We start from the raw sequence: 14,641 nt of genomic DNA on the forward strand, positions 1-14,641 counted from the left end.
CTCTACTCAGGAGCGATTACTTGCCTTTAATCTCATACAGTGGCGTCTGGCCCGCAACGACCTGACCTTTCGCCTGAATCACCAGGCCGCTGAAGTCGTCGATATTGCTGCAAACGACCGGGCTAATCATGGAGCGCGCGTTAGCGTTCAGGTAATCCAGATCCATTTCCAGAATCGGCTGACCTGCCACCACGTCGGCCCCCTCTTCCACCAGGCGAGTAAAGCCCTGACCGTTCAGCGCGACGGTATCGATACCCATATGGACAACGATCTCCGCGCCCTTTTCAGTTTCGAGGCAGAACGCATGGTTGGTGTTGAAGATTTTAACGATGGTCCCGGCAGCCGGTGACACCACGGTTTTGTCCGTTGGTTTCACCGCCACACCGTCACCGACAGCTTTGCTGGCAAACGCTTCGTCAGGCACCTGCTCAATCGCAACCACTTCACCGGTAATCGGTGAAACCAGCGCGGCAATGGTCGTTGCGTTAGGGACGGCCTGCGGTTTTGCCACCGGGGCTTCCGTCACTGGCGCGCTGTTCGCTGCAGAAGCCGCGATCGGTCCACGGGCAACCACTTTCTTCATTTCATCGCCAATCGATTCCGCTTTCGCACCCACGATAACCTGGATGGTCTGCTTGTTCAGTTTCACCACACCGGATGCGCCAAGGCGTTTACACATGGCATCGTTAACGCGCGCTGAATCACCTACCGTCAGGCGCAGACGGGTAATACATGCATCGATAGCTTTCAGGTTATCCGTACCGCCTACTGCGGCAATATAATTGGTTGCCAGTTGGGTCAGCCCTTCTTCGGTATTGCTGTTAGCTTCGCCAGTAACGATGTCGTCTTTCGTATCTTCGCGGCCTGGTGTTTTCAGGTTAAACATACGAATGACTGCGCTAAACAGAACGAAGTAGATAACGAAGAACACCAGACCCATTGCGACCAGCATCCAGACGTTCTTGCTCGCCGCGGGCAGGTTGTACATCAACACGTAGTCGATCGCGCCGGCGGAGAAGGAGAAGCCCGCATGGATACCCAGCAGCGTTGCAACAAACAGGCTAATACCCGTCAGCACAGCGTGCATGAGGTACAGCAGCGGAGCCAGGAACATGAACAGGAATTCCAGCGGCTCAGTAACACCGGTCAGGAACGCGGTGATGGCAACTGACAGCAGCATCCCGCCAACCATTGGACGACGCGCTTTCGGTGCGGCCAGGTACATAGCCAGCGCCGCGCCCGGCAGACCAAACATCATGATAGGGAAGAAGCCCGACATGAACATGCCCGCGGTGCCGTCACCTGCATAGAAGCGGTTGATATCCCCGTGGAATACCGCGCCCGCGGCGTTGGTAAACTCACCAATCTGGAACCAGGCAATGGTGTTCAGCACCTGATGCAGGCCGGTTGGGATCAACAGACGGTTGATGAAACCGAAGATACCCGCACCCACTGCGCCAGCGGAAACAATCCACTCACCGCCCGCATGGATAGCGTGCTGCACCGGTGGCCAGATGTAGCCAAAGATCGCGGCCAGAATCAGACAGAAGAAGCCTGTCGCAATCGGCACAAAACGTTTTCCACCGAAGAAGCTCAGGAAGTCTGGCAGTTTGATCCCCGCCCAACGGTTATAAACAGCCCCGCCGACCAGACCGGTAATGATACCTGCCAGAACGCCCATGTTAATTTCTGGGTTTATCGTCACCATCGCTTTCGTCAGGATGAAGTAACCGACAGCCCCGGCCAGCGCCGCTGCACCCGCGCTGTCTTTTGACCAGCTGGATGCCACACCGATGGCGAAAATCAGCGCCAGATTGTCAAAAATCGCGCCACCCGCTTGCGCGATAAATGGCACATTAAGCAGATCGGGTTGCCCGAATCGCAGCAGCAGTGCTGCAACCGGTAGCACGGCGATAGGGAGCTGCAAAGCCCTACCGAGGCGCTGGAAAAAACCTAAAATATTCATCCTATTCCCCCTACGAGACCCTTATTAAGGCTCGTGCATAAACTATGTTTTTATTGTGTCGACAACGATAAATACAGTTGATGATTCACTGGCATTGTGAGTGTGTGAAAAATTAATTCGTATCGCAAATTAAACACGTATTTTTTGTGATTTTTGTCACCAAATATCGTTAATAACCCTCCCTTTCTCTGGCTAACAGTGAAAACTTATTTTATCATTCAAAAAATCAAGACGGATTGATCCGGCCTGAAAGGTTCCAGGTTACGCTTAGTTCAGGTTCCGATAGCCATCCGCCCACTCTTCTACTTTAACTCTTGAGGTGAACAATGAGACTGATTCCCCTGGCAACTGCTGAACAAGTCGGTAAATGGGCCGCCCGTCATATCGTTAACCGTATTAACGCGTTCAAACCCACCGCCGATCGTCCTTTCGTTCTCGGCCTTCCTACCGGCGGCACGCCGCTGACCGCGTATAAAGCCCTGGTTGAGATGCATAAAGCAGGCCAGGTTAGCTTCAAACATGTTGTGACCTTCAACATGGATGAGTATGTCGGCTTACCCAAGGATCATCCGGAAAGCTACCATAGCTTTATGCACCGTAATTTCTTTGATCACGTTGATATTCCGGCTGAAAACATTAACCTGCTGAATGGAAACGCGCCTGATATTGACGCAGAATGCCGTCAGTATGAAGAAAAAATCCGTTCCTACGGTAAAATCCACCTGTTCATGGGTGGCGTGGGCAACGATGGTCATATCGCGTTCAACGAACCGGCCTCTTCTCTGGCTTCCCGTACGCGTATTAAAACCCTGACCCATGACACGCGCGTGGCAAACTCCCGCTTCTTTGACGGTGATGTTAACCAGGTTCCAAAATACGCCCTGACCGTAGGCGTAGGCACCCTGCTGGATGCCGAAGAAGTGATGATTCTGGTTCTGGGCGGCGTGAAAGCGCAGGCGCTCCAGGCTGCCGTTGAAGGCAACGTTAACCACATGTGGACCATCAGCTGCCTGCAGCTGCATCCAAAATCAGTCATCGTGTGCGACGAACCGTCCACGATGGAGCTGAAAGTGAAAACGCTTAAATACTTCAACGAGTTAGAAGCTGAGAACATCAAAGGTCTGTAATTGAATAACCGCCTCTTCATCAAGAGGCGGCCGCTTTTTTTAACCGGGGGTCGTTATGTACGCTTTAACCCACGGTCGGATTTATACCGGCCATGATATTCTGGATGACCATGCGATTGTTATCGCCAATGGCCTGATTGAACGTGTTTGCCCACTGGCAGAGCTGCCGCCGGGGATTGAACAGCGCTCACTCAATGGAGCAGTAATCTCCCCCGGTTTCATCGACGTACAGCTGAACGGCTGCGGTGGTGTGCAATTTAATGATACCGCGGACGCGGTGACGGTCGACACGCTGGAAATCATGCAGAAAGCCAACGAGAAATCGGGCTGCACCAGCTATCTGCCAACCCTCATCACCAGCAGTGATGATCTCATGAAACAGGGTATCCGCGTGATGCGCGACTACCTGGCAAAACACCCTAATCAGGCGCTGGGTCTGCATCTTGAAGGACCGTGGCTGAACATCGTGAAAAAAGGGACGCATAACCCGGATTACGTGCGAAAACCTGACGCTGAGCTGGTCGACTACCTGTGTGCCAACGCCGATGTGATCACCAAAGTGACGCTGGCTCCTGAAATCGCGGGACCTGACGTTATCAGCAAACTGGCCGCCGCCGGGATTGTCGTTTCAGCGGGCCATTCAAACGCAACGCAAAAAGAAGCGAAAGCAGGATTCCGCGCCGGCATTACCTTTGCGACGCACCTGTACAACGCGATGCCGTATATCACCGGTCGTGAACCTGGGCTGGTCGGGGCGATTCTCGATGAGCAGGACGTTTACTGCGGCATTATTGCTGACGGCTTGCACGTTGATTACACCAACATTCGCAACGCCAAGCGCCTGAAAGGTGACAAACTCTGTCTGGTAACCGATGCCACCGCACCGGCAGGGGCAAATATTGAGCAGTTCATTTTTGCCGGTAAAACAATATACTACCGCAATGGACTGTGTGTTGATGAAAACGGTACGCTGAGTGGTTCCTCCCTGACGATGATTGAAGGGGTGCGTAACCTGGTTGAACATTGCGGGATTGCGCTTGATGAAGTCCTGCGTATGGCGACCCTTTATCCTGCGCGCGCGATGGGCGTAAATAAACAGCTTGGCGGAATTGCACCAGGTATGGTTGCAAACCTGACGGCATTCACACACGATTATAAAATTATCAAGACCATCGTTAATGGTAACGAGGTCGTCACTGAGTAAGTAAAAGTATGACACCAGGCGGACAAGCTCAAATCGGTAATGTCGATCTCGTTAAACAACTTAACAGCGCGGCGGTTTATCGTCTGATTGACCAACACGGGCCAATCTCGCGCATTCAGATAGCCGAACAAAGCCAGCTTGCTCCCGCCAGCGTGACAAAAATTACCCGTCAGCTCATTGAGCGCGGACTGATCAAAGAAGTCGATCAGCAGGCCTCCACCGGAGGCCGCCGCGCCATCTCCATTATTACCGAAACCCGCAATTTTCAGGCGATCGGCGTCCGTCTTGGTCGTCATGACACCACCCTTACGCTCTATGATCTGAGCAGCAAAGCCATCGCGGAAGAACACTACCCGCTTCCGGAGCGCACTCAGGAGACGCTGGAACACGCGCTGCTGAATACCATTGAACACTTTATCGAGAGCTGTCAGCGCAAAATCCGTGAACTGATTGCGATCTCGGTGATCCTGCCAGGCCTGGTGGACCCCGAAAGCGGCGTGATCCGTTATATGCCCCATATAAAGGTTGAGAACTGGGGGTTGGTAGATGCGCTGGAAAAACGCTTTAAAGTGACCTGTTTCGTGGGGCACGACATCCGCTCTCTGGCCCTGGCAGAGCACTACTTTGGTGCGAGCCAGGATTGTGAAGATTCGATTCTGGTGCGCGTACACCGCGGTACAGGGGCAGGCATCATCTCTAACGGGCGCATTTTTATTGGCCGCAACGGTAACGTCGGTGAGATTGGTCATATTCAGGTAGAGCCGCTTGGCGAACGCTGCCACTGCGGAAACTTTGGCTGTCTGGAGACGATTGCCGCCAACACGGCGATTGAACAGCGGGTGCGCCATCTGCTTGAACAGGGTTACCAGAGCCGCGTCACGCTGGACGATTGCAAGATAGGGACTATCTGCAAAGCCGCCAACAAAGGCGACGCGCTGGCCTGTGAAGTTATTGAGCAGGTGGGTCGCCATCTGGGTAAAACCATCGCCATCGCCATCAACCTGTTTAACCCGCAAAAAGTGGTGATCGCCGGTGAGATTGTGGAGGCCGAGAAGGTCCTGCTGCCCGCCATTGAAGGCTGCATTAACACTCAGGCGCTGAAAGCCTTCCGCCAGAACCTTCCCGTCGTTCGTTCTAAGCTTGACCATCGCTCAGCGATAGGCGCATTTGCGCTGGTTAAACGCGCCATGCTCAACGGTATTCTGTTGCAACATTTGCTGGAAAGTTGATCGGGTCTTATAGTAACGCCTTCTTTTTTTGATGTCGGAATGTCCATGACCATTAAGAATGTAATTTGTGATATCGACGGCGTGCTGATGCACGACAACGTTGCTGTACCAGGTGCTGCGGAGTTTCTTCACCGCATCATCGACAAAGGAATGCCTCTGGTTCTTCTCACGAACTACCCTTCTCAGACCGGTCAGGACCTGGCAAACCGCTTTGCCACAGCAGGCGTCAACGTGCCGGACAGCGTGTTTTATACCTCTGCCATGGCCACCGCTGATTTCCTCAAGCGCCAGGAAGGAAAAAAGGCCTACGTGGTGGGTGAAGGGGCGCTGATCCACGAGTTATATAAGGCAGGGTTTACCATCACAGATGTGAACCCGGACTTTGTGATCGTTGGCGAAACGCGCTCCTATAACTGGGAGATGATGCACAAAGCCTCCTACTTTGTTGCCAACGGTGCGCGTTTTATTGCCACCAACCCGGATACCCACGGCCGTGGTTTTTACCCTGCCTGCGGCGCGCTGTGTGCCGGTATCGAAAAGATCTCTGGCCGGAAACCATTCTACGTGGGCAAGCCCAGCCCGTGGATCATCCGTGCTGCGCTGAACAAGATGCAGGCCCACTCTGAAGAAACGGTGATTGTCGGCGACAACCTGCGCACCGATATCCTGGCCGGATTCCAGGCGGGCCTGGAAACCATTCTGGTGCTTTCCGGTGTCTCCACGCTCGACGATATTGACGCCATGCCCTTCCGACCGAGCTGGATTTATCCCTCCGTCGAAGAAATTGATATTATCTGATCCCAAACCACGCCTCAGCGCGTGGTTTTTTATTTTCACGCCCGATAAACAACCCCACATCTAACAAAACAGCCGTTTTATTGCATAATCATCAATAAAAGCGTTTATGACGTACTCGTTTTTCACTATTCGGCAATCAGCATTGCACTATTTCCGTTTTATCCCGTAAAACCCTTGCGCGCCCTCCCCCTTTGCGGCATTTTCATAAGCAAGCAACATTACAAAGCAACAGGGTTAACGGAGAAGGTTATGTGTTCAATTTTTGGCGTACTGGATATTAAAACTGACGCAGGCGAACTGCGTAAAAAGGCACTCGAATTGTCCCGCCTGATGCGCCATCGCGGCCCGGACTGGTCCGGCGTTTACGCCAGCGATAAAGCCATCCTGGCACATGAACGTCTGTCCATTGTTGACGTCAACGCCGGTGCGCAGCCGCTGTATAACGAGAAAAAAACACACGCGCTGGCTGTCAACGGTGAAATCTATAACCATCAGGCGCTGCGCGCCGAGTACGGCGACCGTTACGCCTTCCAGACCGGTTCTGACTGTGAAGTGATCCTGGCGCTGTATCAGGAGAAAGGCCCGGAATTCCTCGATGATCTGCAGGGTATGTTTGCCTTCGCCCTGTACGACAGCGAAAAAGATGCCTATCTGATTGGCCGCGACCATATTGGTATTATCCCGCTGTATATGGGTCACGATGAACACGGCAACTTTTATGTCGCCTCAGAAATGAAAGCCCTGGTGCCGGTTTGCCGCACCATTAAAGAGTTCCCGGCAGGAAGTTACCTGTGGAGTAAAGACGGCGAGATCCGTCAGTACTATCAGCGCGACTGGTTCGACTATGATGCGGTTAAAGACAACGTGACTGATAAAGCCGAACTGCGTCAGGCGCTGGAAGATTCTGTTAAAAGCCACCTGATGTCAGATGTGCCTTACGGCGTACTGCTCTCCGGCGGGCTGGACTCGTCCGTGATCTCCGCGATCACCAAGAAATTCGCCGCGCGTCGTGTTGAAGATCAGGAACGTTCAGAAGCCTGGTGGCCGCAACTGCACTCCTTTGCTGTGGGCCTGGAAGGCGCACCGGATCTGAAAGCCGCGCAGGAAGTGGCAAACCATCTCGGTACCGTGCACCATGAGATCCACTTCACCGTGCAGGAAGGGCTGGATGCGATCCGTGATGTTATCTACCACATCGAAACCTACGATGTGACCACCATTCGCGCTTCCACGCCGATGTACCTAATGTCGCGTAAGATCAAAGCGATGGGCATTAAGATGGTGCTCTCCGGTGAAGGATCTGACGAAGTGTTTGGCGGCTACCTCTATTTCCACAAAGCGCCGAACGCAAAAGAGCTGCACGAAGAGACAGTACGTAAACTGCAGGCGCTGCATATGTTTGACTGCGCACGCGCCAACAAAGCGATGTCTGCCTGGGGTGTGGAAGCCCGTGTTCCCTTCCTGGATAAGAAATTCCTCGACGTGGCAATGCGCATCAACCCGCAGGACAAAATGTGCGGCAACGGCAAAATGGAGAAACATATCCTGCGTGAATGTTTCGAATCCTACCTGCCGGCGAGCGTGGCATGGCGTCAGAAAGAGCAGTTCTCTGACGGTGTCGGGTATAGCTGGATCGACACCCTGAAAGAGGTGGCGGCAAAACAGGTTTCCGATCAGCAACTGGAAACTGCGAGCTTCCGCTTCCCGTACAACACGCCAGGCTCTAAAGAAGCGTATCTGTACCGCGAAATCTTTGAAGAGTTGTTCCCGGTGCCGAGTGCGGCGGAGTGTGTTCCTGGCGGCCCGTCCGTTGCCTGTTCTTCGGCTAAAGCCATTGAATGGGATGAATCTTTCAAGTCAATGAACGATCCATCAGGACGTGCGGTAGGCGTACACCAGTCTGCCTATAAGTAATCGAAAAGCATCCAATCAGGCCCTGCGGGGCCTGATTTTTTTTGCCCCCTATTTCACTCCCTAAAAACGATAAATAACCAATAATTGCCGAATATTCGGTCACGCTGTTCGCAACCTAACCAAACAGTCACATTCCGGCTATTTTCGTTGAAAAAGGTGTTGACGCTGCAAGGGTCTATACGCATAATGCGCCCCGCAACGCCGATAAGGTAACGCGAAAAAAAGATGGCTACGTAGCTCAGTTGGTTAGAGCACATCACTCATAATGATGGGGTCACAGGTTCGAATCCCGTCGTAGCCACCATCTTTTTTGCGGGAGTGGCGAAATTGGTAGACGCACCAGATTTAGGTTCTGGCGCCGCAAGGTGTGCGAGTTCAAGTCTCGCCTCCCGCACCATTCCCAGGTAAGCGTTGCACGGATGGGGTATCGCCAAGCGGTAAGGCACCGGTTTTTGATACCGGCATTCCCTGGTTCGAATCCAGGTACCCCAGCCATATTTCTTCGATTTTGCGGTTCTCCGCGGTATTGGGGTATCGCCAAGCGGTAAGGCACCGGTTTTTGATACCGGCATTCCCTGGTTCGAATCCAGGTACCCCAGCCATCGAAGATTGCAGTACTGGCTACGTAGCTCAGTTGGTTAGAGCACATCACTCATAATGATGGGGTCACAGGTTCGAATCCCGTCGTAGCCACCAAATTAGTCATCTGTCGAATGATTCGGTAGACGAGAAAAAATTGTTGGGGTATCGCCAAGCGGTAAGGCACCGGATTCTGATTCCGGCATTCCGAGGTTCGAATCCTCGTACCCCAGCCAATTTAAAAAAGTCGTTAAGCACATTGTTTAACGCAATTGGGGTGTCGCCAAGCGGTAAGGCTCTGGTTTCTGATACCAGCATTCCGGGGTTCGAATCCCTGCACCCCAGCCACTTAGTAACAAAAAAGCCCGCTCTGCGGGCTTTTTTGTTTTTGTTGGATTATGTACCGCATCCGAAAGCCCTCTCCCGCAGGAGAAGGCGCCCAGATTAAAGGCCTAACGCGTACTTCAGCGCCTGACGCTTCAGCCCACCGGCACGCTCCGCCGCCATCAAACCAATGTTACGCAGAATGCGCACCGGACCAAGATCGTTACTGAACCCGGCGTAAAACAGATCCATCCCCGACTGCATGATAAAGTTATCCGCCATACGTCGCGTCTGGTAACGTTTCAGTACCGGATGGCTGGCCCAAGCCTCCGCGTGAGCGCGCGCATTGCCCAGCACATCCAGTAAAGCCTCAACGTCACGGTATCCCAGGTTCACGCCCTGCCCCGCCAGCGGGTGAATGGTGTGTGCCGCATCCCCCACCAGCGCCAGCCCTGCACGGGCATACTGCAATGCATGGCGACGGGTAAGCGGAAACGCCCCGGCGGCAACCGGCATGACGTTGCCCAGACGGCGTGGGAAGTGCTGATGGATCTCTCGCTGCAGCTGCTCCATTGAAAGCCCCTGCAACTGACGAATGCGCGCCGGTTTGTCATACCACACCAGCGACGCCCAGCGATCAAACAACGGTAAAAAGGCATGCGGGCCATTCGGGGTAAAGTGCTGCCAGGTGCTCTCACCCGGGTCATTCTCACACTGCACGGTGATCAACATGCACGCCTGCTGGTACTGCCAGGCATGAATGCCAATTCCTGCCATTTGCCTGACCTGTGAGTTGGCACCATCCGCTCCGACAACCAGCCTCGCGGCCAGCTCATCACCCTTATCCAGCTCAAGCAAATACCCGCCTTCGTGGGGATGCAGTGCTTTAAGTGACGCCGGGACGCGCAGCGCCACTTTCGGATGCGCCTCCAGGGCCTGCCAGAGCGCCAGCTGGAGGACCGTATTTTCCACCATATAACCCAGGCGGGGCAGCTTCAGTTCAGCGGCATCAAACGCGACATGCGCATTCTCCCACTCCCAGGTTTCGAGACGGCTGTAGGGGTGCGCGCGCATCCCGAGCACGGCATCCCAGACGCCCAGCCCGCGCAGCAGATCGACAGAGGCGGCGCTGATAGCTGAAATTCGCACATCCGGCTTTGCCATCGGGTCAAACGCAACAGGGGCAGCCTGCTCGATAACCGTCACCTCAAATCCCTGCTGCGCCAGCCCCAGCGCGAGTGCGCCGCCGACCATACCGCCGCCGACAACGGCAATTTCGGTTTGTTGGAGAGTCATGGTCAATTATCCTTAATAGTATATGCCTTAAGTTTACCGGATTTTTTCGGTCTTGAGGTTGACAACCTTCATACTGGTCACAACCGCAGCAAAGCATTACAATACGCGCCCTGCATTCCTGAGCATGAGCAAGTCGATGACAAAAAAACTCCATATAAAAACCTGGGGCTGTCAGATGAACGAATACGATTCATCCAAGATGGCCGATCTGCTGGATGCCACGCACGGGTATCAACTGACTGACAACGCGAACGAAGCGGACGTGTTGCTGCTCAATACCTGTTCGATCCGTGAGAAGGCGCAGGAGAAGGTGTTCCATCAACTGGGCCGCTGGAAGCTTATCAAACGCAAAAGACCCGATGTGATCATTGGCGTGGGTGGCTGTGTGGCCTCGCAGGAAGGCAAACTGATCCGCCAGCGTGCTCACTATGTTGATATTATTTTTGGCCCGCAGACGCTGCACCGTCTGCCGGAGATGATCAACGCCGTTCGCGAGAATCGCCGCCCGGTGGTTGACGTAAGCTTCCCGGAAATCGAAAAATTTGACCGTCTGCCAGAACCACGCGCGGATGGTCCAACAGCCTACGTCTCCATTATGGAAGGCTGTAACAAGTACTGCACCTATTGTGTCGTACCGTATACCCGCGGCGAAGAAGTGAGCCGTCCGACCGACGACATTCTGTTTGAAGTGGCGCAACTGGCGGCACAGGGTGTGCGTGAAATTCATCTGCTGGGCCAGAACGTCAACGCCTGGCGCGGCGAGAACTACGACGGTACCACCGGCAGCTTTGCAGAACTGCTGCGCCTGGTGGCCGCGATCGACGGCATTGACCGCCTTCGCTTCACCACCAGCCACCCGATGGAATTTACCGATGACATCATTGATGTGTATCGCGATACGCCAGAGCTGGTGAGCTTCCTGCATCTGCCGATTCAGTGCGGTTCCGACCGCGTGCTGAACCTGATGGGACGTCCACATACGGTACTGGAGTACAAATCCATCATCCGCAAGCTGCGTGAAGCCCGTCCTGATATCCAGATTAGCTCCGACTTTATCGTTGGCTTCCCGGGCGAAACCACGGATGACTTTGAGCGCACGATGAAGCTTATTGGCGAAGTGAATTTTGACGTCAGCTACAGCTTTATCTTCTCAGCGCGTCCAGGTACTCCTGCGGCCGATATGGTCGACGATGTGCCGGAAGAAGAGAAAAAGCAGCGTCTGTATATTCTGCAGGAGCGTATCAACCAGCAGGCCAACGCCTGGAGCCGTCGTATGGTCGGCACCGTCCAGCGTATTCTGGTGGAAGGCACTTCCCGTAAGAGCATTATGGAGCTGTCAGGACGCACCGAAAATAACCGCGTCGTGAACTTTGAAGGCACGCCAGACATGGTCGGTAAATTTGTGGACGTGGAGATTGTCGACGTGCTGACCAACTCCCTGCGCGCGAAAGTGGTCCGTACCGAAGACGAAATGGGTCTGCGCATCGCACAGTCGCCGGAATCCGTCATGTCCCGCACCCGCAAAGAAAGCGACGCTGGCGTCGGCATTTACCAGCCATAACGCCATCCGGCCTGCCGTTTCGGCAGGCCTTGTATTTCCTCTCATCGCCCCCAATATCTTCCGCAACGCTTGCGCCTTTATTCTATGGCGTGAATAATTTCGGTAATGACCGTTTTATTACGCCAGGTGGCACCGGGTCAGTTAAACAATCAAAGAGGAACAGTTTGAACATAGATACGCGTGAAATTAGCCTTGAGCCAGCAGACAACGCTCGCCTGCTGAGCCTGTGCGGGCCGTTTGATGACAACATCAAACAACTGGAGCGACGTCTGGGTATCGAAATCAATCGTCGCGATAATCATTTCAAACTCACCGGACGCCCTCTCTGCGTCAACGCCGCTGCGGATATTCTGCGTAGCCTGTATGTGGATACCGCCCCAATGCGCGGTGAAATACAGGATATCGAGCCAGAACAGATCCACCTCGCGATCAAAGAGGCGCGCGTGCTTGAGCAAAGCGCAGAAAGTGTGCCGGACTATGGCAAGGCCATCAATATTAAGACCAAACGTGGCGTCATTAAGCCGCGTACGCCAAACCAGGCGCAGTACATCGCCAACATTCTCGACCATGACATCACCTTCGGTGTGGGCCCGGCGGGTACGGGTAAAACCTATCTGGCCGTTGCCGCGGCGGTTGATGCGCTCGAACGCCAGGAGATTCGTCGCATCCTGCTGACCCGTCCGGCGGTGGAAGCGGGTGAAAAACTGGGCTTCCTGCCAGGCGATCTGAGCCAGAAGGTTGACCCTTACCTTCGTCCGTTATACGACGCACTGTTCGAGATGCTCGGCTTTGAGAAAGTTGAGAAGCTGATTGAGCGTAACGTGATTGAAGTTGCCCCGCTCGCCTATATGCGCGGCCGTACACTGAATGATGCATTCATTATTCTCGATGAAAGCCAGAACACCACCATCGAACAGATGAAAATGTTCCTGACACGTATCGGCTTTAACTCAAAAGCGGTCATTACCGGTGACGTCACGCAGATTGACCTGCCGCGCAGCACCAAATCGGGTCTGCGCCATGCCATTGAAGTGCTGGCCGACGTCGACGAAATCAGCTTTAACTTCTTCCACAGCGAAGACGTGGTCCGTCACCCGGTTGTGGCGCGCATCGTTAACGCTTATGAAGCATGGGAAGAAGCAGATCAGAAGCGTAAGGCCGAACTGGCCGCAGAACGTAAGCGCGAAGCGCAGGAGCAAGAACAAAAATGAGTCAGGTGATCCTCGATTTACAACTGGCATGTGACGATAATTCCGGCTTGCCAGAAGAGGCGCAGTTTCAGACATGGCTGGATGCGGTTATCCCCCCGTTTCAGGAAGAATCAGAAGTCACGATTCGTCTGGTGGATGAAGCCGAAAGCCATGAGCTTAACCTGACCTACCGCGGGAAAGATAAGCCGACCAACGTGCTCTCTTTCCCCTTCGAAGCCCCACCGGGAATTGAGATGCCGCTGCTGGGTGACCTGATCATCTGCCGCCAGGTCGTGGAACAGGAAGCTAAAGAGCAGCAAAAACCGCTGGAAGCCCACTGGGCGCATATGGTGGTACACGGTAGCCTGCATCTGCTCGGCTACGACCATATTGAAGATGACGAAGCGGAAGAGATGGAGTCCCTCGAGACAGAGATAATGCTTGCTCTGGGCTATGAGGATCCGTACATTGCCGAGAAAGAATAGTCAGTCGACCGACTGACTAACATGCCGCCGCGTAGGGAAATAGCGCGGCGGTAAACGTTGAACTAACAAGAGAACCCTTAACAAACGCCATGAGCGACGACAATTCACACAGTAGCGACACGACAAACACCAAAAAGGGATTTTTCTCCCTCATTCTGAACCAGCTTTTCCACGGCGAACCTAAAAACCGTGACGAACTGCTGGAGCTGATTCGTGATTCCGGGCAAAACGACCTTATCGATGAAGATACGCGCGAAATGCTCGAAGGGGTAATGGACATCGCCGACCAGCGCGTTCGCGACATCATGATCCCCCGCTCGCAGATGATCACCCTGAAACGTAACCAGCCTCTGGACGAGTGCCTCGATGTGATCATCGAATCCGCACACTCGCGTTTTCCGGTCATCAGCGAAGACAAAGATCACATTGAAGGGATTTTGATGGCGAAAGATCTGCTGCCGTTTATGCGCAGCGATGCCGAAGCCTTCAGCATGGAAAAAGTGTTACGCCAGGCCGTGGTTGTGCCGGAAAGTAAACGTGTGGATCGGATGCTGAAAGAGTTTCGCTCTCAGCGCTACCACATGGCGATTGTTATTGATGAATTTGGTGGCGTTTCCGGTCTCGTCACGATCGAAGATATCCTTGAGCTGATCGTGGGCGAAATCGAAGATGAGTATGACGAAGAAGAGGATATCGACTTCCGTCAGCTTAGCCGTCACACCTGGACCGTTCGTGCGCTGGCCTCGATTGAGGACTTTAACGACGCCTTTAGTACCCATTTCAGCGATGAAGAGGTCGATACCATTGGCGGGCTGGTGATGCAGGCCTTTGGTCACCTTCCGGCACGCGGCGAGACCGTTGACATTGACGGTTACCAGTTCAAAGTGGCAATGGCCGACAGCCGACGTATTATACAGGTTCATGTCAGAACGCCGGACGACTCACCGGTGCCAAAACTGGAAGATTAA

General features: G+C 53.8%; 11 protein-coding genes and 7 tRNA genes. 16 read left to right on the plus strand and 2 right to left on the minus strand.

From position 1 onward, the window contains the following. Window positions 1-16 precede the first annotated feature (16 nt). Window positions 17-1,966, minus strand: a complete 1,950-nt coding sequence (nagE, locus tag AM410_RS00315; protein WP_032677692.1) for a PTS N-acetyl glucosamine transporter subunit IIABC — start codon at window positions 1,964-1,966, stop codon at window positions 17-19. Between the two features lie 326 nt (window positions 1,967-2,292). Between nagE and nagB the strand changes: the two genes are divergently transcribed. The 12 genes from nagB to AM410_RS00375 all read left to right on the plus strand — a co-directional run bounded on the left by nagB (window position 2,293) and on the right by AM410_RS00375 (window position 9,165). Next, complete coding sequence (gene nagB / locus AM410_RS00320) at window positions 2,293-3,093, plus strand: glucosamine-6-phosphate deaminase (RefSeq protein ID WP_008501061.1); 801 nt, start codon at window positions 2,293-2,295, stop codon at window positions 3,091-3,093. A 55-nt stretch (window positions 3,094-3,148) separates the two neighbouring features. Continuing rightward, window positions 3,149-4,297, plus strand: coding sequence for an N-acetylglucosamine-6-phosphate deacetylase (nagA, locus tag AM410_RS00325; RefSeq protein ID WP_073395755.1), 1,149 nt, complete (start codon window positions 3,149-3,151; stop codon window positions 4,295-4,297). Between the two features lie 8 nt (window positions 4,298-4,305). Continuing rightward, window positions 4,306-5,526 carry a DNA-binding transcriptional regulator NagC gene (gene nagC / locus AM410_RS00330; protein ID WP_014169139.1) on the plus strand — a complete coding sequence of 407 codons (1,221 nt, stop codon included), beginning with the start codon at window positions 4,306-4,308 and terminating at the stop codon, window positions 5,524-5,526. A 45-nt stretch (window positions 5,527-5,571) separates the two neighbouring features. Further along, window positions 5,572-6,324 carry a ribonucleotide monophosphatase NagD gene (gene nagD, locus AM410_RS00335; protein ID WP_020884984.1) on the plus strand — a complete coding sequence of 251 codons (753 nt, stop codon included), beginning with the start codon at window positions 5,572-5,574 and terminating at the stop codon, window positions 6,322-6,324. A 249-nt stretch (window positions 6,325-6,573) separates the two neighbouring features. Then, window positions 6,574-8,238, plus strand: coding sequence for an asparagine synthase B (gene asnB / locus AM410_RS00340; protein WP_010428626.1), 1,665 nt, complete (start codon window positions 6,574-6,576; stop codon window positions 8,236-8,238). A gap of 227 nt (window positions 8,239-8,465) precedes the next feature. Then, a tRNA-Met gene (locus tag AM410_RS00345) sits at window positions 8,466-8,542 on the plus strand. 8 nt (window positions 8,543-8,550) lie between these two features. Further along, window positions 8,551-8,635 (plus strand) — tRNA-Leu (locus AM410_RS00350). Between the two features lie 23 nt (window positions 8,636-8,658). Beyond that, a tRNA-Gln gene (locus AM410_RS00355) sits at window positions 8,659-8,733 on the plus strand. A 32-nt stretch (window positions 8,734-8,765) separates the two neighbouring features. Continuing rightward, window positions 8,766-8,840 (plus strand) — tRNA-Gln (locus AM410_RS00360). A 17-nt stretch (window positions 8,841-8,857) separates the two neighbouring features. Then, window positions 8,858-8,934, plus strand: a tRNA-Met gene (locus AM410_RS00365). 44 nt (window positions 8,935-8,978) lie between these two features. After that, window positions 8,979-9,053: transfer RNA gene (locus tag AM410_RS00370), tRNA-Gln, on the plus strand. Between the two features lie 37 nt (window positions 9,054-9,090). After that, window positions 9,091-9,165: transfer RNA gene (locus AM410_RS00375), tRNA-Gln, on the plus strand. A 96-nt stretch (window positions 9,166-9,261) separates the two neighbouring features. Here AM410_RS00375 and ubiF read toward each other — a convergent pair. Further along, on the minus strand, window positions 9,262-10,437 hold the full coding sequence (gene ubiF / locus AM410_RS00380; RefSeq protein ID WP_063156261.1) for a 3-demethoxyubiquinol 3-hydroxylase: 1,176 nt from the start codon (window positions 10,435-10,437) through the stop codon (window positions 9,262-9,264). Window positions 10,438-10,573: 136 nt separating this feature from the next. Here ubiF and miaB point away from each other — a divergent pair, with 136 nt between their 5' ends. The 4 genes from miaB to corC all read left to right on the plus strand — a co-directional run bounded on the left by miaB (window position 10,574) and on the right by corC (window position 14,641). Then, complete coding sequence (miaB, locus tag AM410_RS00385) at window positions 10,574-11,998, plus strand: tRNA (N6-isopentenyl adenosine(37)-C2)-methylthiotransferase MiaB (protein ID WP_020884986.1); 1,425 nt, start codon at window positions 10,574-10,576, stop codon at window positions 11,996-11,998. A 164-nt stretch (window positions 11,999-12,162) separates the two neighbouring features. Beyond that, window positions 12,163-13,209 (plus strand): PhoH family protein, encoded by a 1,047-nt coding sequence (locus AM410_RS00390; protein WP_020884987.1) that lies wholly within the window; start codon window positions 12,163-12,165, stop codon window positions 13,207-13,209. Beyond that, entirely contained in the window at window positions 13,206-13,673 is a 468-nt protein-coding gene (ybeY, locus tag AM410_RS00395) for an rRNA maturation RNase YbeY (protein WP_040016936.1), read from the plus strand. The genes AM410_RS00390 and ybeY overlap by 4 nt, the downstream gene beginning before the upstream one ends. A gap of 89 nt (window positions 13,674-13,762) precedes the next feature. Beyond that, window positions 13,763-14,641: a CNNM family magnesium/cobalt transport protein CorC gene (corC, locus tag AM410_RS00400; protein WP_020884989.1), complete on the plus strand. Its 879-nt coding sequence runs from the start codon at window positions 13,763-13,765 to the stop codon at window positions 14,639-14,641.

It is taken from the genome of Enterobacter cloacae complex sp. FDA-CDC-AR_0164, assembly GCF_003071645.1.
Classification (GTDB): Bacteria; Pseudomonadota; Gammaproteobacteria; order Enterobacterales; family Enterobacteriaceae; genus Enterobacter; species Enterobacter ludwigii.